This window comes from Aeromonas sp. 160P, from assembly GCF_055193095.1.
In genome coordinates this window covers 14,359-33,623 of sequence record NZ_JBUXKV010000001.1, presented here as the reverse complement: position 1 = coordinate 33,623, position 19,265 = coordinate 14,359, and the positions used below count along the sequence as shown (strand labels likewise).

The window sequence follows — 19,265 nt, the reverse complement described above, 5'->3', positions numbered from 1 at the left end:
TTTTGGGTGCATCACTTGGCGTCATATGGAGAGCTTTATCCGGTTTCAGCCACACCCCCTCCTCTTTTGAGGGAGGTGCAAACTTGCGCAGCCACCCCCTGCGGGATCTGCCGGAAGATCGCGGTAAAAGTGGTTGGCGCGACCAGTAGCAATTGGCTACATTGGGTGGCTGGTTCGCTATTGGATAACTGATTTGAAAGGAGAATTTCATGTTTTCATGGCAGTTGGACGATGAGCTTGCACTGCTCTTCTTGCAGCCCGATATGGCGAGCGAACTGTTTGCCCTCTGCAATAACAACCGGGAGTACCTCTCCCAGTGGCTGCCCTGGCCGCCGCTGATCCAGCGTCCCGTCGACAGCGCCCTCTTCATTCGCAGTGCCATCGAGAAGTTTGCCCGGGGCGAGGGGCTCAGCACTGCCATCGAATATCAGGGGGAGGTGGTGGGTGTCATCGGTTACAACAGCATCGATCACGATCTTGGCAAGGTGGTCATCGGTTACTGGCTGGCGGAGCGCTGGCAGGGCAACGGCATCATCACCCGGGCTTGCCAGGCCCTGATCCATCACGCTTTCGAGGAGATGGGGATGGAGAAGGTGGAGATCAGTGCCGCCACCGATAACGAGCCCAGCAGAGCCGTCTGTGAACGGCTTGGTATGCAGCAGGAGGGGGTGACCCGGCGGGCAGAGCGGCTGGGCAACCGGATTGTGGACCATGCTCACTACAGCCTGTTGCGCGATGAGTGGCTAAGCCAGAGGGAGATATGATGGTGTTGCCACATATCAAGACGGCCCGTAGCCATCTGACCATACTGTCGCCGGATCAGGCCCCCATGATGCTCGACTTTTACCGGCGTAACCGTGCTCATCTTGCCCCTTGGGAGCCATTGCGGGACGAGCACTTTTACACCCTCTCTTACTGGCATGCCCGGCTGCAGGACAGTTACAGCCAGTTCTTCAACGGCACTGGCGTCAGTCTGGTGGCGCTGGATCCGACAGGGGAGCAGGTGATCGCCACCTGCAATTTCAGCAATATTCTGATGGGGGTCTTCAAGGCGTGTCATCTGGGCTACGCCATCGACCAGCAACAGCAGGGGCAGGGGATAATGCGGGAAGTGCTATCTGCGGGTATCGACTATCTGTTTCGGGAGCATGGCCTGCACCGGATCATGGCTTGCTATATGCCGGTGAACCAGCGCAGCGGCGCGCTGCTGGAGCGGCTCGGTTTCGAGCAGGAAGGATTTGCGCGGGCGTATCTGATGATCAATGGTCGCTGGGAGGATCACATCCTCACCTCCCTCATTAATCCCGAGCCCTGATCGACAGATAAAAAAACGGGCCCGAAGTTGCCTTCGGACCCATCTTCGAATGAGGTGCAGGCTTATTTAGCCTTGGCATCGCTCACTGCAGCTTCAACCTTGGTAGCTACGTCAGCGGCAGCTTTTTCTACGGTTGCAGTCGCTTCGGAGGTGGCCTTCTCTACGGTAGAGGTGGCTTCGCTAGCGGCTTTTTCTACAGTTGCAGCAACTTCGGCGGCCGGAGCAGCAGCAGGAGCAGCAGCTTTCTCTTCTTTCTGACCACAAGCGGTCAACATCAGACCCAGGATACCGGCTACCAGTACTTTGTTCATGTGCATACCCTCAAAAAAAGATGGAGAGATGGTCTGTGCAACCATCACAGCGCCCGCTGTGACCCGGTATTGAAAAAAGAGGCCGGGCGGCAGAGAGCGCGCGAAATATAGCCCCATTAGTGACCAATGAAAACGGATATCACAATGACATTTTTTCGTGCCGTGGATGAAAAGCACCACTGCAACGACGAATATCAATATAAGATGCCGTCAAGACAGCAAAAACGCCCAATAAACCACCATTTCATGGCTGCAGGTTAGCACTTTGGCTATTTTCTGCCCCCAACTGAGTTGTGAGAAAACGGACTTTAGTCAGACAGCTTCTGACAGGGCAGCCGTTTTCCATCAAGGTGGCTCTGACGGGCCAGATCCAGCAGCGCCATCACCGCCAGCGCCTCGGTTGCCGGAACCGGGTTGCTCCCTTCGCCCCTGATGGCGGCGCAGACCCCTCGATAGTAAGCGCCATAATCCCCCGCCTCGCCGACCACGCTCTGCTGCTGCAACTGACCATCGACAATGCGGCTGAGCTGACCGGATTCGCCATCCACACCCCAATCCGCTGCCGGTGGCCGCTTGCCCTGCTTGAGCTGATCTTCCTGCACGTCCATACCGAATTTGACGAACGAGCCCTGGCTGCCGTGGATCACGAAGCGCGGCATGGTGGCCGATACCAGACAGCTGCCGTGTAAAACGACCCGCAGCGCACCATAGCCCAGTACAACGTGGAAGTAGTCATCCGCCAAGGCGCCGGGGCGCTGCCCGGCCAGATCGGCCTGCAGCCAGTCGGGCAGACCGAACAGCTGCAGCGCCTGATCCAGCACATGGGGGCCGAGATCGAACCAGAGGCCGGAGCCGGGGCCACCCGCTTCGCGCCAGCGCTGACGCACCTCGGGGCGATAGCGATCGAAGTGTGACTCGAACTGGGCGATCTGCCCCAGCGCGCCTTCTGCCAGCAGACGGCGCACGGTGAGAAAATCGCCATCCCAGCGGCGGTTGTGGAAGATGCTGAGCAGCCGTTGCTGCTTTTGTGCCAGTTCGACCAGTCCTTTCGCCTCGGCCAAGTCCAGTGCAAATGGCTTGTCGATCACCACATGCTTGCCAGCCAGCAGTGCCTGGCGGGCGAGGGGAGCATGGGTATCGTTGGGAGTAGCGATCACCACCAGATCGACGCTGTCATCGCTCAGCACCTGTTCCAGTGAACCGACTCGACAACCGGGCAGATCGGCCTGCACTTTGGCGGCATCGCTGCTCACCACCCAGCCGAGGGACAAACCGGGCGTGGTGGAGAGGAAGGGGGCGTGGAAGGTCTTGCCTGCAAAGCCATAGCCCACCAGGGCGGCGTTAAGAGAGTGACTCATCGGGTGTGCTCCGCTGACATCGAGTGAGTGGGATTGCCATCACCGGCGGGCTGCCGGATGGTCATACCCTGTAAAGGCGATACAAAAGAGAAGGGGGCCGCTGGCCCCCTGAGTGTGCCCATCAGAGCACAGGATTTATTGCAAACACAAGCTGCGTCCGCGGCGGGTCATCAGCATCACCAGCGGCGGCAGCAGCAGCCACATGTGCAGTGCCAGCTGGCTGAGCGGGTCTGCTGTCAGTAAGCCGGTCAGGCCAACCAGCGCGCCGGATCCGCTCATCTGGAACAGGCCGAGCAGGGCGGCAGCAGTGCCAGCGCAGTGGCCGAACGGTGCCAGCGCCATCCCGGCAGCAGAGCCCAGAATCATGGCAAAGCCGATGCTGGAGAGGAACACCGGCCCCATCATCGCCAGCGGATGTTCAATGTGCATCGCCAGGGTCAGTATGATGGCGGAGAGGAGCAATACCAGCAGGCCGATGCGCAGGGTGCGTCTTGGCCCCACCTTGGCGATAAAGCGCGGCGCCATGAAGCAGGCCAGAATGTTGAGTGCGGCGTTGGCGGTAAACCAGTAGCTAAAGCCACTCATATCCAGCCCCAGTTTCACCATCAGCTGCACCGGTGCGGCAGTGACATAAGCGAGGATCACCGCCATCGCCAGCATGCAGAGCGCCGCGTTGAACAGGAAGCTGGGGGAGCGCAGTACCGGGCTGTAGCGGGACCAGCTGATCAGGGCTCCTTCGCTGCGGGTGGCGTTCGGGCGAGTCTCCGGCATCCGCCACATCAGCCAGCTACCGACGATGACCGCATAACCGGCCATAAACCAGAAGTTGGCTGACCAGCCCGCCTTGGCGGTGAGCCAGCCACCGAGCAGGGGCGCCAGTGCTGGAATAAAGCAGATGGCACCATTGAGGTAGGAGATCATCTGGCCGCTCTTTTTCGGGCCGTAGCTGTCACGCACCACCGAGAAAGCGGCCACCGAGGTGGCGCAGGCCCCGAAGCCCTGCAGCACCCGGGCCAGCATCAGTTCGCCGAGACTGGCGGCAAAACCGGCCGCCAGTGCGCTCAGACCATAGAGCAGCACGCCACCCAGGGCGATAGGCTTGCGGCCATAACGATCGGCCAGCGGCCCGACCAATAGCTGACCCAGCCCCATGCTGAACAGGAACCAGGTGATGGTGCCCTGCATCAGGGTCACTTCGGCACCTAACTGCTCGGCCATTTGCGGAATGGCGGGCAGATAGATGTCGATGGCCAGCGGACTGAACAGCACCAGTAGCACAAGTAAAAGAATCAATGGCATCAGTCACCTCGGGGCGTGGGGGAAAAATCGATTGGGGCGCGAGTCTACTGACTCACAGTAATGAATTGAAATGGTATTTTATCACTTGTGTTATTCCGTTATGGAAACATGCAGGCAACAGCACCGGCTAACAGGAGCTTGGTCTTCATCACATGTCAGGCTAGCGCCGCTAATTGGCGCTTTTACTAAACCCTTGCGCCGCATAGAATGCGCAGATTATTTTTGCGGAGGTGCGCGATGAACAAGCTTGTCCTGGCAACAGGTAACCAGAAAAAGGTGAAGGAATTGGCCGCCATGCTGGCCGATATGAAGATCCAGGTGATCCCGCAGAGCGAGTTTGCAGTCTCCGATGCCGAAGAGACCGGCACCACCTTCGTCGAGAATGCCATTATCAAGGCCCGCCACGCCGCCCGCATTACCGGTCTGCCCGCCGTTGCCGATGACTCGGGTCTGGAAGTGGATCTGCTGCACGGTCGTCCCGGTGTCTACTCGGCCCGTTTTGCCGGCCCTGATGCCAGCGACAAGGATAATATTGAAAAGCTGCTGGGCGAGCTTGCAGGTGCACCGGATTACCTCAAGAGTGCCCGCTTCTGGTGTGTGCTGGTCTATATGCGTCACGCCGACGATCCCACCCCCATCATCTGTCAGGCGAGCTGGGAAGGGGTGATCATCGATGAGCCGCACGGTCAGCACGGCTTTGGTTATGACCCTGTGTTCTTCGTGCCGGATCACGACTGCACCGCTGCCCAGATGCCCGCCGAGCTGAAAAACCAGCTCAGCCACCGCGGTCAGGCGCTGGCCAAACTGAAAGCGGCGCTGGCCGCTCACTGAGTTCTGACCCTCCTCGCCCATCGCGTATTGTCATCTACAATGGGGGCCTTGAGCCCCCGTTTTATTGGAAGCCCCATGCTGCAACTGCCGCCCCTCTCCCTCTATATTCATGTGCCCTGGTGCGTCCAGAAGTGCCCTTACTGTGACTTCAACTCCCACGCCCAGAAGGGGGAGCTGCCTCACCTCGAATATGTCGCCGCCCTGCTCGACGATCTGGATCAGGATCTGAAGTGGGCGCAGGGGCGGCCGCTCTCCTCGATCTTTATCGGCGGTGGCACCCCCAGCCTGTTGACGGTGGAGGCAATGCAAACCTTGCTGGACGGAGTACGGGCCCGCATTGCGCTCACCGCGGATTGCGAGATCACCATGGAGGCCAACCCGGGCACGGTGGAGGCGGACAAGTTCGCCGGTTTCAAGCGCGCCGGCATCAACCGCATCTCCATCGGGGTGCAGAGCTTCCAGCAGGAAAAACTGACCCGCCTCGGCCGCATCCACGGCCCGCAAGAGGCGCGCAAGGCCGCCGCACTGGCCCACGCCATCCAACTGCCGACCTTCAATCTGGATCTGATGCACGGTCTGCCGGATCAGAGTCTGGATGATGCCCTCTATGACCTGCAGCAGGCCATCGACTGCGCACCGCCCCATCTCTCTTGGTATCAGCTCACCATAGAGCCGAACACGGTGTTTGCCTCCAAGCCGCCTCGGCTGCCGGAAGATGACACCCTGTGGGATATCTACGAGCAGGGGCACGCCATACTCACCGCCAGCGGCTATCGCCAGTACGAGATCTCGGCTTACGCCAAAGAGGGCTACCAGTGCCGCCATAACCTCAACTACTGGCGCTTCGGCGACTATCTGGGGATTGGCTGCGGCGCCCACGGCAAGATGACCGATCTCGCGAACCAACAGATCCTGCGCACTGCCAAGGTGAAGCATCCAAAAGGGTATCTGGATAAGAGTCGCCCCTATCTGGACCAGCAGTGGCAGGTGACTGCGGACGATCTGCCGCTCGAATACTTTATGAATCGGTTCCGGCTGTTTGAACCGGCCCCCAAGGCGGAGTTCGAGGCATATACAGGTCTGGAGCTGGAGCGGGTGGAGACGGTACTCGCCATCGCCCAGAGCAAGGAGCTGATCGAAGATCTGGGGGATAGCTGGCAGCTCACCGCCCTCGGCCACCGCTATCTGAATGTGTTGCTCGAACTGTTTATGGATGAGTGATCGGCCTTTGAGGCGCAGGTCTTGAGGCGGTGAGTTGGCGTTGCCAGACTGCTTCTGCTGTAAAAAAAATCAGGGCGCCATTGGCGCCCTGATTGTTGATGGTCGGTAGAAACCCGCTCAGCAGCAGACGCTGATCATCTGCTGCTGGCCGGGCTCCCACCGCTTGCCAAATTTGGCCTTGCGCTGGTAACTCCCCTTGCCCTTCTTGTTGCGCTCGACCCGGCTGCGAAACAGGGGATCGGAGAGCAGGGCGTGCAGATGGTTATCCTTTATCTCGCCGCGCTGATGGGCATAGTTGCCCCCTTGCACATCTTCCTCACGGGGGAGGGCGGGTTGGTCGACCCGAATTTTGGCCATGATGGCTCCTCTTCTTGCTCTTGGTGTGTTGACTCTTGTGTCTGGATGGCGGTTTTCGCTACGGGCGCCTGTTCAGGTGAGCACCCGGCAACCGGATGCTCTGGCACCGGTGGCACCGGTTAAAAACGCGGCGATTTTGTCACCAAATTGCTGTTGGAGCAATGAGTCTGGCACGCTCAGTCAGGTATACCGTGTCAGCCGTGAACGTGGTCATGCTGGTCGTGGCTGTGATGCTCGTGATGGGCCGGGGCGCCAGACTCCAGCGTCTCGAGGATGGCGCAGTGTTCGGCCGAGCGGGGGCCGCCGCAGCAGATATTGGAGAGCTGGCGCAGGTTGTCGCGAAAGCGGGTCAGTTCGATGATCTTCTGCTCCACCTGGGCCAGCTTGGTGTCGGCCACCGCTTTCACCTCCTGGCAGGTCACCTTGGCCTTGTTGGTATCGAGGTCGAGCAGCTCGCCGATGTCCGCCAGCGAGAATCCCACCGACTTGGCGCGGATGATGAACTCCAGCCGCCGCTTGTCCTGTTCGTTGTAGAGGCGGTAGCCGGATTGGTTGCGGATCCCCGGTGAGATGAGCCCGTTCTTCTCGTAAAAACGCAGGGTATCTGCCTTGACCCCGCACGCCTTGGCCAGTTCACCGATCCGATACATGCTCTCTCTCTCCCCTTGGATATATGCCGCAACAAAAACCGGAATCCACTATCGCCCCTTTGCCAATGGATTGCCAGCCAAGGGCATGAAAGGGGCAGGTAAACGTCTCTTTGCGGCCCTTTTTCCGATAAAACACTGAAAGTGCAAACGTTTCGAGAAAATCAAGTGGAAAACGTTTAACGCCGCGCCAAATAAGGCTTTGCAGTTTTAAAAAATCCACCACAGGTCACATTTTTTGTGTAGAATACGCGCCCATAACAGAGCGCTGCGTCAAGCGGGCATTTCTTAAAACACCTTTGCCCTTGAACGACTATCCGGGTGAGAGTGGTTTGCGAAATCCCCCACTTCCATTTATTTGGGGACTCTCTGTGTTTGGTGCGACCCAAGTGCGCTTGCCTCCCATGGAACGGTCCCCGTTATGTTGAGGACGATAGTGTGATGGAACAAGCTCGACCCATTCGCCGTGCACTGCTGAGTGTGTCTGACAAAACGGGCATTCTGGAATTTGCCAAGGCACTCAACGAGCGTGGTGTTGCCCTGCTCTCCACCGGCGGTACCGCCAAGCTGCTTGGCGAGGCGGGTCTGCCGGTGACCGAGGTCTCTGACTACACGGGTTTCCCTGAAATGATGGATGGTCGGGTCAAGACCCTGCATCCCAAGGTTCATGGCGGCATCCTCGGCCGTCGGGATCAGGATGACGCCATCATGGCCCAGCACGCTATCTCCCCCATCGACATGGTTGTCGTCAACCTCTACCCCTTCGCCGCGACAGTGGCCAAAGCGGGCTGCACCCTGGCTGATGCGGTCGAGAACATCGACATCGGCGGCCCGACTATGGTGCGATCTGCCGCCAAAAACCACAAAGATGTCGCCATCGTCGTCAACGCTGCCGACTATGATCGGGTTATTCGAGAAATGGATGCCAACGGCAACAGCCTGAAACTGGCGACCCGTTTCGATCTGGCCATCGCAGCCTTCGAGCACACCGCCGCCTATGACGGCATGATCGCCAACTACTTCGGCACCATGGTTCCTTCCTACGGTGACAACAAGGAGGGTGACGAAGAGTCCCGCTTCCCGCGCACCTTCAACAGCCAGTTCATCAAGAAGCAGGACATGCGTTACGGCGAGAACAGCCATCAGGCTGCCGCTTTCTACGCCGAAGAGCATGCCGCACCGGGTTCCGTTTCCAGCGCTACCCAGTTGCAGGGCAAGGCGCTCTCCTACAACAACATCGCCGATACCGACGCGGCGCTGGAGTGCGTGAAGGAGTTCAGCGAACCGGCCTGCGTCATCGTCAAGCATGCCAACCCCTGCGGTGTGGCCATCGGTGATGACCTGTTGAGTGCCTACGATCGCGCCTACCAGACCGACCCCACCTCTGCTTTCGGTGGCATCATCGCCTTCAACCGTGAGCTGGATGGCGCCACTGCGGCAGCCATCGTTGCCCGCCAGTTTGTCGAAGTGATCATCGCCCCGACGGTGAGTCAGGAGGCCCGCGACGCGGTCGCCGCCAAGCAAAATGTGCGTCTGCTGGAGTGCGGTCAGTGGACGGCACCGGCGCAAGGGTTTGACCTCAAGCGCGTCAATGGCGGCCTGCTGGTGCAGGAGCGGGATCTCGGCATGGTGACCCTGGGTGACCTGACCGTGGTCAGCAAGCGCCAGCCGACCGAGGCCGAGCTGCAAGATCTGCTGTTCTGCTGGAAAGTGGCCAAGTTCGTCAAATCCAATGCCATCGTCTACGCCAAAGATGGCCAGACCATCGGCGTCGGCGCCGGCCAGATGAGCCGCGTCTACTCCGCCAAAATCGCCGGTATCAAGGCGGCGGATGAAGGGCTGACCGTGGCGGGCTCCGTCATGGCGTCCGATGCCTTCTTCCCGTTCCGCGACGGTATCGATGCTGCCGCGCAGGCCGGTATCTCCTGCGTGATCCAGCCGGGTGGCTCGATGCGCGATCAGGAGGTGATCGACGCCGCCAACGAGCACGGCATGTGCATGGTGTTCACCAAGATGCGCCATTTCCGTCATTGATGGGTCAGGGGCTGCCGATGGCGGCCCTTTTGTTGTCTCTTTTCAACTGACTATTGCCACTGGCTGACGGCCCGAGAGGCCGCCTGGTGACCACAAATAGAAGCGAGCGATACGATGAAAGTACTGATCATTGGCAACGGTGGCCGCGAACACGCCCTGGCCTGGAAGGCCAAACACTCCCCACTGGTACGCCACGTCTTCGTGGCGCCGGGCAATGCGGGCACCCAACTTGAGCCGGGTGTCGAGAACGTTGCCATCGAGGCGACCGATATCGAAGGGCTGCTGGCCTTTGCCAAAGAGAAGCGCATTGGTCTCACCATCGTCGGGCCGGAAGCGCCGCTGGTCAAAGGGGTGGTAGATGCCTTCCGCGCCGCCGGTCAGCCCATCTTCGGCCCGACCGCTGCTGCCGCCCAGCTGGAGGGCTCCAAGGCCTTCACCAAGGATTTCCTGGCCCGTCACGCTATCCCGACTGCCGACTACCAGAACTTCACCGAGGTAGAGCCTGCGCTTGCTTATCTGCGGGAGAAGGGCGCCCCCATCGTCATCAAGGCCGATGGTCTGGCGGCGGGCAAGGGGGTGATTGTCGCCATGACCTTGCAGGAGGCAGAAGACGCGGTACGCGACATGCTCTCCGGCAATGCCTTTGGTGAAGCGGGCTCCCGGGTGGTGATCGAGGAGTTTCTGGATGGCGAAGAGGCGAGCTTCATCGTCATGGTTGACGGCGAGCACGTGCTGCCGATGGCCACCAGTCAGGATCACAAGCGGGTGGGCGACGGTGATACCGGCCTCAACACCGGTGGCATGGGGGCTTACTCGCCAGCACCGGTAGTGACTGCCGACGTGCATAAAAAGGTGATGGAGCAGGTGATCATGCCGACCGTGCGCGGCATGGCGGCCGAAGGCAACGTCTACACCGGCTTCCTCTACGCCGGTCTGATGATCGACGGTGCAGGCAACCCCAAGGTGATCGAGTTCAACTGCCGCTTTGGCGATCCCGAGACCCAGCCCATCATGCTGCGGATGCAGTCCGATCTGGTGGAGCTCTGTCTGGCCGCTTGCGAGGGCAAGCTGGATCAGAAAGAGGCCATCTATGATCCCCGTGCCGCCATCGGCGTGGTACTGGCTGCGGGTGGTTATCCCGGCGATTACAGCAGCAATCACCCCATCAGCGGCTTGCCGGTGGATGAGGTGGCTGGTGAGAAGGTGTTCCACGCCGGTACCCGGCTGGAGGGCGATACCAGCCTGACCCAGGGTGGCCGCGTGCTGTGTGCTACCGCCCTTGGCCACACGGTTGCCGAGGCCCAGCAGCGTGCCTATCAGCTCGCTGGCCGCATCAAGTGGGATGGTCTCTTCTACCGCAAGGATATCGGCTGGCGCGCCATTGCTCGCGAACAGGAGTAACTGACGCAAGCAAATGGCCAGCTGATCCAGACCCCGCTTCGGCGGGGTTTTTTGTCCCTGTTAACCGGTTTCAACCATCCTTTTGCCGTGCGTCACCGGCGTTCAATCAGTTACCAAGTGCAAACAAGCGCGGCATACTTGTCACTATTTGCCACAAAAAACAGCATCTTTCACAAACTCTTCACCATGAGTCATGGCATTATGCTGGTGATGAATTGCTGTCTGGATTCATAAGTACCCCTAACAATTCGAGCATGTCGTTATAAATAAGGAAATCCCATGTTGAAAACCGTTCGCCCCCTGCTGCTGCCCCTGATGTTTGGCCTGATGACCCTGCCTGCCGTGGCAGGTGATCTGGAACAGCCGATGAAGAAGATTGGCTTCAACTACAAGCAGGCCGTCAAGGCTGATGATGCTGCCATCATGGAGAAGCACATCAACGAGATGAAGGCCCAGCTGGACGTGGCCAAGCAGAAGAACATGCCGGCTGCCAAGAAAGAGAAGTTCCTTGAGGGAATGAACGAGGTACAGACCGAGCTGGACGCCAGCCTGGCCGCACTCAAGGCGGGTGATGAGGCCAAGGCGCGCGAACATCTGGCCAAGGTCAACGACCTGAAGAAGGAGTACCACAAATATGCCAAGCAAAAAGGGTGAGCCCTTTCGCTGGGACGCGCTGGTTCGCCTGACCCACTGGGGAGTTGCTGTTGTTTGCATCGGCAATCTCTGGGTTAACGAAGCGGGGGAGCAGTGGCATGAGTGGCTGGGTTACGGCGCGATTGGGCTGGTCACCCTGCGGCTGTTGTGGGGAGTCTCGTTCGCCAAGGGTCATGCCCGTCTGGGGGCACTGATCCCCGGCAGCGATGATTTTCGCCAGCAGGTGCGCGAGATGCGTGAGCGGTTACCGCCTGCGCCGGGTCATCACGGCAGCGGCAAGCTGGCGGTGTGGGCGCTCTGGTTGGTGGTGCTGGCCACCGCAGGCAGCGGCTGGTTTCAAAATACCGAGATGGGTTTTGAACTGGGAGCCGACGAGTGGCATGAGTGGTGCGTACTGGTGTTGCAAGGGCTGATTGGCCTGCACCTGCTGGCCATTGTGTTCACCTCCTGGCGTCAGCGCAGCAATCTGGTCACCCGGATGCTGCCCGCCATCGGCCGTCGCTCATCCATCCAGAGCGGCAGCAACGAGCAAACCTGAGGCTCAGCATTAGGCTCCTTGTGATCTCTCTGATTGAGGCGCCTGATCCGGACCCTGCCCAGACCCGCCAATGGCGGGTCTTTTCTATGATGTCATCAATGGATATTGCCAAGATGGCAGATGCAAAAAGGCCGCTCATGATGAGCGGCCTTTTCTAATTTGGTGGCCCCTGGCGGACTTGAACCGACGACCAATCGATTATGAGTCGTGAATTTAACGTTTTCACAACGTTTCAGTCTGTCTTGATATTGCCAGAAAAACCCCTTAAATCACAGACATATAGCCAAAAGGCTTGTATCATTGGAACTCATAAAGTATCGGGTAGCTTCACCTTAAAAGCACCCATTACAGCACCCATTTTAACGTTTGGGTGCCTTTAGCTGAGACCAATCGACTATGCCGCTAACACACAACGAGATCGCCGCGCTGGTGGCGAAAGAAAGCGCCTATTACAGGATGGATGATGACCGCACCCGTGGAGCTGGTGGGTTAGGCGTCAAGGTATTGCCGAGTGGCGGCAAGATGTTTGTGTTTCGCTATACCCGCAACGAGAAGCGCGCCTTCATTCAGCTGGGCCGCTTTCCAACCCTCTCCCTTGCCGATGCCCGCGAAAAGGCCAAGGCATTCAGCCAAATGATCCGTGATGGCCTAGACCCCAAAGACGAACTGGCCCGCCAAGACAGGGCGCGGGAGCAGGAGAAGCGGGAGCATGAACAGCAAGGCACCATTGAGCAGCTATTCAAAAGCTACACCGAGCAGATGAAGAAGGACGGCAAGCGCACCCATGCCGCCGTGCTGCTGGCCTTGGAGAAAGAGACCTATCCAGTCATCAAACCCACGACCAAAGCCAAGGACGTGGCCGCGCACGACATAAAAATCATTCTGGCGCACATGATCCGCCGTGGCGCTGATACCCAATCCAATCGCGTCAGAAGCTACCTGATGGCGGCGTTTAATCACGGCCTCAAACATGACAACGACCCCGCCAATTTCATAGACGATGCCAAATTTGGCTTGGTGCTTAATCCGGTGGCGGCCATACCCAAGCAAAAGGCCGCTGAACGTGTCGGGGAACGCTTCCTGACGTGGGCTGAGGCTCGCCAGTTGCTCGATGATATGGAGCAGCCCACCAGCCTAGGCTTGACCCTGCGCACCCTGATCCGGCTCTGTTTCTTCACGGGCGGCCAACGCCCTTATGAGCTGGCCGCCTCACGCTGGGCGAGTATCGACTGGCAAGCCAAAACCCTGACCATTACCGCCGAGCTGTCCAAGAATGGCCGCCCGCACCTGATCCCGCTCACCGATAGCGCCTTGCGGGTGTTGAGAGAGCAACAAGCGGCCACGGGAGACAGTCCCTTTATCTTTGCCCACGCCACCAAGCCGAGCGAACCAATGCCGATGGCCTCACTGAGCCAAGCGATTGACCGTTACCGCAAACGCGCCGAGATGGCGCACTTTATCCCCCGTGATTTCCGCCGCACCTGTAAGACCCTGATGGGCGAGCTGGGCATAGCCAAAGACCTGCGCGACCGCCTACAGAATCACGCCCTGAATGACGTATCCAGCAAGCACTATGACCGCTACGAGTACCTGCCGGAGAAGCGGCGAGCACTGGAGCTATGGGAGCGGCGGTTATTGGATTTGGCGGCGGATAACGTGATTTCGGCCAGCTTCGGGGGGCGTGGGTGATGGATCAAGAAATTAGGATTAAACATATGCTTGATTCAATGCGCCAAATAACACACGGTGACGCCGCTCCGTTTAAAGAGGACTTAGATGCGTTTATTGGAGCCTATCGATACGGTATAAAGAAGCACGCCGCTGCTGATATTAGTGAAATCCGAACGGTGGATGACCCAGACGGGATAATGGCTGTCTTAGCTGAACACTTAAGACAGAGGCGCGGTGAGAGTTTGGATGATTTAGATGTGCTTTGTTTGGCTGGTTCTGTGTTGGTGAGCTTGGGTTTTCAGGGCTTAGGGAATCGCTTGGAGGGTGTTTTTTGCTCACATGTGGTAAGTGTGTTTGAGCAAGGCAAGAAGCGCTTAAGCACAGGTAGAATATCAAAATTCTCAGAAGAGGACATGGAAAAGGCTTGTGAAGGCGTCAGAGCGCTGATGTCTAGAAATAAGAAAATTTCGCGTTCTGATGCCTGCAAAAGAATAGCTGATGAAGATAGTCGCTTTACGGGAAGAACGTTAATAAGATGGCTGAAAAAAAGCGATGAAATAAAAGGTCAGACTTAAACTAGTTTGTGTCCCCCTGAGCATTAGCGTGCTGGTTATAGTCGCTCCTGTTTTCAATAAGTAACAGGAACGAAAATAATGAATCAACCTTCCCAACTACTGACTCAACGCGCCGTATGTGAAGCGCTAGCGATCTCAAGGCCAACTCTTTGGAGGTGGCGCAAAGGTGACCCCGCCTTTCCACAGCCCGTTTATATTGGCCCACGCGCCGTGCGCTTTAAGCAGGTTGATGTAGAGGCCTATATCGAACACCTCCTCGCAAAGGGGGCTCGCTAATGCTGACTAATCCCATGGTGCAAAATCACTGTGCTCCCAGCTGGTCATTCCCTCGACTGAATACCAAATCTTACATGATGCTGACCTTGCTGCTAACTGGCGAGGTTATTGCCGAAACTGAGATTTGTCGCATCTTTGGTCATAATTATCGCAGTGTAATCCAGAGCCTAGGAGGGAGGCGTTACTGCTGGCGCATTGAAAACGTACTCGATGCAAAGGGCGATATAGCTGGGCGTAAGTTAGACCCCCGTCACCTGTCCGGTGTGCCCTCTCAAGATATTAAAGCTCGCCTTGAACGGGCTGTTGAACTTAAGAAGACGAGTGCCGATCAGGCATTTCGCGGAAAGCGTAGAGCTGTAAAAGCGGGGGCAGAACTAGATATTGCGATAGAGCGACTGGAGGCGTTCAACGCACACAGGGAAGAAAGCCCCGAGGACTCCCTCGAGGCGTAATCTAAATACTGCTGGTGCCTGCCACTTACCACAAGTTGGGCACCAGCATTATCGAGCATATCACCCATGACAATAACCACCAACGGCAATCCTTGCCGCCCGTTATCGTGCCCGCTCGCTGGCTTGAGCCGCTGTGAATCGATTTACGCTAATTGGGACATGCTAATTGGGATCGCCAAACAGGGCAAAGTACAGCAATGGCGCGGCCTGGCGGGGAATGAAAAATCGGGAATACGAGCGGTATTTTATAATATCTATGGGGTAAGAGGTTTATATCTGGGGGGAAATACAACCAAGCAGGGGTTAGATCAGGGGGCGGCCCAATGAAACGAGCCGATGACCTGCCAAGTGCCGTTACTGCCAAGCTAGCAGGCAAGACCAAGCGAAAACAGGGCAAGCGATATGGGCACGTCACCCACCAGTCCGTTTACTGCTATCAAGGGAAGGATTATCCGATCAACACCAAAGTAGCGAGCGGCTGTTACACCCAACCACTACGCGAGATAATTCAGCGTATCGTGGAAGCGGTGGCGCGTTATCGGCGGGTGCTGTTTGTTCGGCTAGACCTGAGCATGGGCGAGGAAGCCGCCACCAGTGAGCGCCTGAGCGCATTCCTAAAGCTGGCCTCTCGCTATGTAAGGCGAGAGTATCAAACGCGCTTAGAATACGTTTGGTGCCGTGAGCAGGAGAAGGCCAAGCGTCAGCACTACCATCTGGCCTTGTTCATAGATGGCGACAAGCTACGCCACCCCGCCAGATTGTATGAGGAATTGGCCGAGATCTGGCAACGCAAAGGGGGGCGGTTATCCATTCCTGAAAATGGCTACTTGATGACCGATGATCACAATATCACCGAGGCGGTTTACCGAGTCTCATATCTAACCAAGGAGCGGGGCAAGGGATACCGACCGGACGGGGCGCGTGATTTCGGCTATTCACGCCTGACAAAACTGGATAAAACTTGATATTGGCAATAAGCGAGGGGGGCTAGATGACGAGAGACGCAATCAACCGAGCTAGAAAGCGGCGAGCCCGCGAGCAGGGGGAGCGGTACTATCAGCCCGTAATGCCCTGTCACTACGGCCACCACTCGCCCCGTTATACGAGTGACGGCCATTGTGTAGCATGTCGTCAGTTGCGTTATTCAGGGAGCACCGAGGGCGCACCCTAAATCACTCATTTGAAGTTACTGATTACCCGATAGGTAATGTTCTCATTGGTGGCGTTGAGGACTTCTATTTTTGCGCCCTTGTATCCAATGATCTTGGATTGCGAAAGGTCATATTCAACGTCATTACTGAACGCCGCACGGGCCAGTTTGTTGCTGAATTCGCGGTAAGCGACATTGATTTTTTTACCCACCATGCCGTTGTATATTAGTGTTTGCTGAAATTCATTTTCATCGACTGATTTCACCGTGGTTTTGGTCGCTGGGGACTGATCCCCCCCACATACGGCTTGATATGTATACATAATCACGCAGAGCTCATTCGTTGCTCTATCAAGCTGTATCGCGATTGCCGGAGATGCTAACCCCCTGCTTTCAATTTTTCCACCACTCACGCCTTCCATGGGGGTGTAGTAATCATGCTTTGAGTTTTCACCTGTTTTAACAAATTTACCCGCTGTAATTCGATAGCTCCAGCCGTTGGGCTCAAACATCGACTTAAACTCGATGGCCGCTCGTTCGCTGTATGTACCCTGACTAAGCAAATGATCGCCCACATAAGCGGTTTGTGTTTGATTCAACGACGGTTCGCTGATGTTTTGAGTTGGCGGAATGTATGGGCCAATTTGAGCAACTGAGATACAGCCAGCTAGAAATGGGGTGGTGATGAGTAATGCGGCAATAGGCTTTAACACTGGGCGTCCCCTGAATCGTGATCATGGAAAATCAGTATAAAGATTTTTTGGTCAGGTTTGGATAAAACAGTCTCTTTTTGAGACTTGTATCAATGGGTTTAAGGTCGCAGTCTGCTTCGCTTAGTCCATTTTCCGACACAGATAAAAGAGATAGCCGTCTAGAAGTCCATTTATAGGCACCTAAAAAGAACGCTCGCCCCATGTTGTTAAGCGCCTAGCCTTCCCTTAAAAGCACCCATTAAAGCACCCAAAAGCGCCAGATAAGCAAAAGGCGTAGCGGCTACTAACCTGCTACGCCTTGCTATATATGGTGGCCCCTGGGGGACTTGAACCCACGACCAATCGATTATGAGTCGACTGCTCTGACCAACTGAGCTAAGGGGCCAAATTGTGCATTTAGCGGCGAGGATTATAGGGTAAGAGGAAAGGGCAGTCTATAGGCAGATCAACCACTTGGCGACTAAATAAGCAGTTGGATACAAGGAGTTGAACCCGATAGCAGATAAAATAAAGCCCCGCATGGCGGGGCTTTGACAGGGCAGAGTCAGGACTATTCGTCCAGGAAGCTGCGCAGCACTTCCGATCGGCTCGGGTGGCGCAGTTTACGCAGTGCCTTGGCTTCAATCTGACGAATACGCTCACGGGTGACATCGAACTGCTTGCCCACTTCCTCAAGGGTGTGGTCAGTGTTCATGTCGATACCAAAGCGCATCCGCAGTACCTTGGCTTCACGGGCCGTGAGACCTGCCAGCACGTCGCGAGTGGCGTTACGCAGGCTTTCGCTGGTCGCCGCATCCGCTGGCAGAGCAAGGGTGGTATCTTCGATGAAGTCACCCAAGTGGGAATCTTCATCATCACCGATCGGCGTCTCCATGGAGATGGGCTCCTTGGCGATTTTCAGAACCTTGCGGATCTTGTCTTCCGGCATACCCATGCGCATGGCCAGCTCTTCCGGGTTCGGTTCACGACCCATCTCCTGCAGCATCTGGCGGGAGATACGGTTGAGCTTGTTGATGGTCTCGATCATGTGTACCGGGATACGGATAGTACGAGCCTGATCCGCGATGGAGCGGGTAATGGCCTGACGGATCCACCAGGTGGCATAGGTCGAGAACTTGTAGCCGCGACGGTATTCAAACTTGTCTACCGCCTTCATCAGACCGATGTTGCCCTCCTGGATCAGATCCAGGAACTGCAGACCACGGTTGGTGTACTTCTTGGCGATAGAGATAACCAGACGCAAGTTGGCTTCAACCATCTCTTTCTTCGCTCGGCGGGCTTTTGCCTCACCGATGCTCATACGACGGTTGATATCCTTGATCTGGGCAATCGACAGACCGGTCTCTTCTTCGATCTGCTGCAGTTTGCCGATGGCGCGCAGCACGTCTTCAGCCATCTCGACCAGACGGGGAGACCAGGCTTTACCAGCCTGCTTCTGGTACTCAAACCAGGCACTATCACACTCGTTGTTGGTGAAGGCAGCGACGAAGGTTTTCTTCGGCATCTTGGCCTGCTCAACGCAGAGTTTCAGGATGATACGTTCCTGCACGCGGACCCGTTCCATCATTTCGCGCATGTTGTTGACCAAGCGATCGAACTGCTTGGGCATCAGGCGGAATTGACGGAACACATCGGCCAGCTGAGCGATGGCAGCCTGGGTATCTTCGTGCGCACGGCCATTCTTCTGAATGGAGAGGCGGGTTACCTCATACTGGGCGCGCAGCTCGCCAAACTTCTCGCGAGCGACTTCCGGATCCGGGCCACTGTCGCCTTCATCATCCGAGTTGTCGCCATCCTCATCTTCATCTTCGTCCTCTTCCTCGTCCTCATCAGCCAGATCATCTTCGCTGAGTTCAGAGCCGATATGGGTGGCAGTAGGCGCCACATCTTCGGTTTCGTTAGGATCGATAAAGCCTGAGATGATGTCAGAGAGACGCAACTGCTCGGCTTCGTACTTGTCGTACTGTTCGAGCAGATAGGTAATTGCTTCAGGGTACTCTGCAACAGAGCTTTGTACCTGATTGATACCGTCTTCGATCCGTTTGGCGATGTCGATTTCGCCTTCACGGGTCAGCAGTTCGACGGTACCCATTTCCCGCATATACATGCGGACGGGATCGGTCGTACGACCAATCTCAGATTCAACAGATGCCAGTGCCTGGGCCGCTGCTTCGGCAGCGTCCTCATCGGCGGTACCACCTTCAGCCATGATAAGGTCATCGGCATCCGGAGCGTTTTCAACCACTTGAATGCCCATATCGTTGATCATCTGGATGATGTCTTCGATCTGGTCTGAATCGACAATGTCTTGCGGGAGGTGATCGTTCACCTCGGCATAGGTCAGGTAGCCCTGTTCTTTACCTTTGGCAACGAGGAGTTTAAGCTGAGACTGCGGGGTTTGCTCCATAGAACTCATCCGGTTGGTGATGCTAGGTTACGCGTACGGTGTACTGCTGCGCAAA

General features: G+C 56.9%; 20 protein-coding genes and 1 tRNA gene. 13 read left to right on the top strand and 8 right to left on the bottom strand.

Features of this window, described 5'->3' with window-relative positions; all coding sequences use genetic code 11:
• Positions 1-209: 209 nt before the first annotated feature.
• Both ACY8FN_RS00170 and rimJ read left to right on the top strand, forming a co-directional pair.
• Entirely contained in the window at positions 210-764 is a 555-nt protein-coding gene (locus ACY8FN_RS00170; RefSeq protein ID WP_463098908.1) for a GNAT family N-acetyltransferase, read from the top strand.
• Positions 764-1,315 (top strand): ribosomal protein S5-alanine N-acetyltransferase, encoded by a 552-nt coding sequence (rimJ, locus tag ACY8FN_RS00165; protein ID WP_463101111.1) that lies wholly within the window; start codon positions 764-766, stop codon positions 1,313-1,315. The genes ACY8FN_RS00170 and rimJ overlap by 1 nt, the downstream gene beginning before the upstream one ends.
• Before the next feature lie 62 nt (positions 1,316-1,377).
• On the opposite strand, the gene ACY8FN_RS00160 is transcribed toward rimJ, so the two are convergent.
• The 3 genes from ACY8FN_RS00160 to ACY8FN_RS00150 all read right to left on the bottom strand — a co-directional run bounded on the left by ACY8FN_RS00160 (position 1,378) and on the right by ACY8FN_RS00150 (position 4,283).
• Positions 1,378-1,626: a hypothetical protein gene (locus ACY8FN_RS00160; protein WP_042024461.1), complete on the bottom strand. Its 249-nt coding sequence runs from the start codon at positions 1,624-1,626 to the stop codon at positions 1,378-1,380.
• Positions 1,627-1,934: 308 nt separating this feature from the next.
• Positions 1,935-2,984 (bottom strand): oxidoreductase, encoded by a 1,050-nt coding sequence (locus tag ACY8FN_RS00155; protein WP_463098907.1) that lies wholly within the window; start codon positions 2,982-2,984, stop codon positions 1,935-1,937.
• A 135-nt stretch (positions 2,985-3,119) separates the two neighbouring features.
• Complete coding sequence (locus ACY8FN_RS00150; protein ID WP_172954075.1) at positions 3,120-4,283, bottom strand: multidrug effflux MFS transporter; 1,164 nt, start codon at positions 4,281-4,283, stop codon at positions 3,120-3,122.
• Positions 4,284-4,520: 237 nt separating this feature from the next.
• Here ACY8FN_RS00150 and rdgB point away from each other — a divergent pair, with 237 nt between their 5' ends.
• Together rdgB and hemW are read left to right on the top strand one after the other, a co-directional pair.
• Positions 4,521-5,114, top strand: coding sequence for an RdgB/HAM1 family non-canonical purine NTP pyrophosphatase (gene rdgB, locus ACY8FN_RS00145; protein ID WP_042024421.1), 594 nt, complete (start codon positions 4,521-4,523; stop codon positions 5,112-5,114).
• A 75-nt stretch (positions 5,115-5,189) separates the two neighbouring features.
• Positions 5,190-6,335, top strand: coding sequence for a radical SAM family heme chaperone HemW (hemW, locus tag ACY8FN_RS00140; protein WP_463098906.1), 1,146 nt, complete (start codon positions 5,190-5,192; stop codon positions 6,333-6,335).
• Positions 6,336-6,452: 117 nt separating this feature from the next.
• On the opposite strand, the gene ACY8FN_RS00135 is transcribed toward hemW, so the two are convergent.
• Together ACY8FN_RS00135 and zntR are read right to left on the bottom strand one after the other, a co-directional pair.
• Positions 6,453-6,692 carry an alternative ribosome-rescue factor A gene (locus tag ACY8FN_RS00135; RefSeq protein ID WP_463098905.1) on the bottom strand — a complete coding sequence of 80 codons (240 nt, stop codon included), beginning with the start codon at positions 6,690-6,692 and terminating at the stop codon, positions 6,453-6,455.
• A 194-nt stretch (positions 6,693-6,886) separates the two neighbouring features.
• Positions 6,887-7,342 (bottom strand): Zn(2+)-responsive transcriptional regulator, encoded by a 456-nt coding sequence (gene zntR, locus ACY8FN_RS00130; protein ID WP_139728898.1) that lies wholly within the window; start codon positions 7,340-7,342, stop codon positions 6,887-6,889.
• A 438-nt stretch (positions 7,343-7,780) separates the two neighbouring features.
• Here zntR and purH point away from each other — a divergent pair, with 438 nt between their 5' ends.
• The 9 genes from purH (at position 7,781) to ACY8FN_RS00085 (ending at position 15,905) form a co-directional block, all read left to right on the top strand.
• Positions 7,781-9,373 (top strand): bifunctional phosphoribosylaminoimidazolecarboxamide formyltransferase/IMP cyclohydrolase, encoded by a 1,593-nt coding sequence (purH, locus tag ACY8FN_RS00125; RefSeq protein WP_463098904.1) that lies wholly within the window; start codon positions 7,781-7,783, stop codon positions 9,371-9,373.
• Positions 9,374-9,487: 114 nt separating this feature from the next.
• Positions 9,488-10,774 (top strand): phosphoribosylamine--glycine ligase, encoded by a 1,287-nt coding sequence (gene purD / locus ACY8FN_RS00120; RefSeq protein ID WP_463098903.1) that lies wholly within the window; start codon positions 9,488-9,490, stop codon positions 10,772-10,774.
• A 279-nt stretch (positions 10,775-11,053) separates the two neighbouring features.
• On the top strand, positions 11,054-11,428 hold the full coding sequence (locus ACY8FN_RS00115) for a cytochrome b562 (RefSeq protein ID WP_463098902.1): 375 nt from the start codon (positions 11,054-11,056) through the stop codon (positions 11,426-11,428).
• Complete coding sequence (locus ACY8FN_RS00110; protein WP_463098901.1) at positions 11,409-11,966, top strand: cytochrome b/b6 domain-containing protein; 558 nt, start codon at positions 11,409-11,411, stop codon at positions 11,964-11,966. Before ACY8FN_RS00115 ends, ACY8FN_RS00110 begins: the two co-directional genes overlap by 20 nt.
• A gap of 396 nt (positions 11,967-12,362) precedes the next feature.
• Positions 12,363-13,655: a tyrosine-type recombinase/integrase gene (locus ACY8FN_RS00105; RefSeq protein ID WP_461603601.1), complete on the top strand. Its 1,293-nt coding sequence runs from the start codon at positions 12,363-12,365 to the stop codon at positions 13,653-13,655.
• A complete protein-coding gene (locus ACY8FN_RS00100; protein WP_461603602.1) occupies positions 13,655-14,212 on the top strand; it encodes a hypothetical protein in 558 nt (185 codons plus the stop codon). The genes ACY8FN_RS00105 and ACY8FN_RS00100 overlap by 1 nt, the downstream gene beginning before the upstream one ends.
• Positions 14,213-14,290: 78 nt before the next feature.
• Positions 14,291-14,488, top strand: a complete 198-nt coding sequence (locus tag ACY8FN_RS00095) for a helix-turn-helix transcriptional regulator (RefSeq protein WP_461603603.1) — start codon at positions 14,291-14,293, stop codon at positions 14,486-14,488.
• On the top strand, positions 14,488-14,940 hold the full coding sequence (locus ACY8FN_RS00090; protein WP_439984404.1) for a hypothetical protein: 453 nt from the start codon (positions 14,488-14,490) through the stop codon (positions 14,938-14,940). Before ACY8FN_RS00095 ends, ACY8FN_RS00090 begins: the two co-directional genes overlap by 1 nt.
• Positions 14,941-15,263: 323 nt before the next feature.
• Positions 15,264-15,905, top strand: a complete 642-nt coding sequence (locus ACY8FN_RS00085) for a YagK/YfjJ domain-containing protein (protein ID WP_463098900.1) — start codon at positions 15,264-15,266, stop codon at positions 15,903-15,905.
• A 211-nt stretch (positions 15,906-16,116) separates the two neighbouring features.
• Here ACY8FN_RS00085 and ACY8FN_RS00080 read toward each other — a convergent pair whose 3' ends face one another.
• The 3 genes from ACY8FN_RS00080 to rpoD all read right to left on the bottom strand — a co-directional run bounded on the left by ACY8FN_RS00080 (position 16,117) and on the right by rpoD (position 19,210).
• Positions 16,117-16,803 carry a hypothetical protein gene (locus ACY8FN_RS00080; RefSeq protein ID WP_461603606.1) on the bottom strand — a complete coding sequence of 229 codons (687 nt, stop codon included), beginning with the start codon at positions 16,801-16,803 and terminating at the stop codon, positions 16,117-16,119.
• A 308-nt stretch (positions 16,804-17,111) separates the two neighbouring features.
• Positions 17,112-17,188: transfer RNA gene (locus ACY8FN_RS00075), tRNA-Ile, on the bottom strand.
• 165 nt (positions 17,189-17,353) lie between these two features.
• Positions 17,354-19,210, bottom strand: coding sequence for an RNA polymerase sigma factor RpoD (rpoD, locus tag ACY8FN_RS00070; RefSeq protein WP_042024428.1), 1,857 nt, complete (start codon positions 19,208-19,210; stop codon positions 17,354-17,356).
• Between the last annotated feature and the right edge of the window lie 55 nt (positions 19,211-19,265).

Excerpts from the sequence above, each read along its gene's own strand:
- ACY8FN_RS00155 (WP_463098907.1), bottom strand. The coding sequence starts at position 2,984 with ATGAGTCACTCTCTTAACGCCGCCCTGGTGGGCTATGGCTTTGCAGGC.
- ACY8FN_RS00090 (WP_439984404.1), top strand. The coding sequence starts at position 14,488 with ATGCTGACTAATCCCATGGTGCAAAATCACTGTGCTCCCAGCTGGTCA.
- ACY8FN_RS00160 (WP_042024461.1), bottom strand. The coding sequence starts at position 1,626 with ATGAACAAAGTACTGGTAGCCGGTATCCTGGGTCTGATGTTGACCGCT.
- ACY8FN_RS00150 (WP_172954075.1), bottom strand. The coding sequence starts at position 4,283 with ATGCCATTGATTCTTTTACTTGTGCTACTGGTGCTGTTCAGTCCGCTG.
- ACY8FN_RS00105 (WP_461603601.1), top strand. The coding sequence starts at position 12,363 with ATGCCGCTAACACACAACGAGATCGCCGCGCTGGTGGCGAAAGAAAGC.
- ACY8FN_RS00095 (WP_461603603.1), top strand. The coding sequence starts at position 14,291 with ATGAATCAACCTTCCCAACTACTGACTCAACGCGCCGTATGTGAAGCG.
- purH (WP_463098904.1), top strand. The coding sequence starts at position 7,781 with ATGGAACAAGCTCGACCCATTCGCCGTGCACTGCTGAGTGTGTCTGAC.
- ACY8FN_RS00110 (WP_463098901.1), top strand. The coding sequence starts at position 11,409 with ATGCCAAGCAAAAAGGGTGAGCCCTTTCGCTGGGACGCGCTGGTTCGC.
- zntR (WP_139728898.1), bottom strand. The coding sequence starts at position 7,342 with ATGTATCGGATCGGTGAACTGGCCAAGGCGTGCGGGGTCAAGGCAGAT.
- rimJ (WP_463101111.1), top strand. The coding sequence starts at position 764 with ATGGTGTTGCCACATATCAAGACGGCCCGTAGCCATCTGACCATACTG.
- ACY8FN_RS00170 (WP_463098908.1), top strand. The coding sequence starts at position 210 with ATGTTTTCATGGCAGTTGGACGATGAGCTTGCACTGCTCTTCTTGCAG.
- hemW (WP_463098906.1), top strand. The coding sequence starts at position 5,190 with ATGCTGCAACTGCCGCCCCTCTCCCTCTATATTCATGTGCCCTGGTGC.
- rdgB (WP_042024421.1), top strand. The coding sequence starts at position 4,521 with ATGAACAAGCTTGTCCTGGCAACAGGTAACCAGAAAAAGGTGAAGGAA.
- purD (WP_463098903.1), top strand. The coding sequence starts at position 9,488 with ATGAAAGTACTGATCATTGGCAACGGTGGCCGCGAACACGCCCTGGCC.
- ACY8FN_RS00115 (WP_463098902.1), top strand. The coding sequence starts at position 11,054 with ATGTTGAAAACCGTTCGCCCCCTGCTGCTGCCCCTGATGTTTGGCCTG.
- ACY8FN_RS00135 (WP_463098905.1), bottom strand. The coding sequence starts at position 6,692 with ATGGCCAAAATTCGGGTCGACCAACCCGCCCTCCCCCGTGAGGAAGAT.
- rpoD (WP_042024428.1), bottom strand. The coding sequence starts at position 19,210 with ATGGAGCAAACCCCGCAGTCTCAGCTTAAACTCCTCGTTGCCAAAGGT.
- ACY8FN_RS00100 (WP_461603602.1), top strand. The coding sequence starts at position 13,655 with ATGGATCAAGAAATTAGGATTAAACATATGCTTGATTCAATGCGCCAA.
- ACY8FN_RS00085 (WP_463098900.1), top strand. The coding sequence starts at position 15,264 with ATGAAACGAGCCGATGACCTGCCAAGTGCCGTTACTGCCAAGCTAGCA.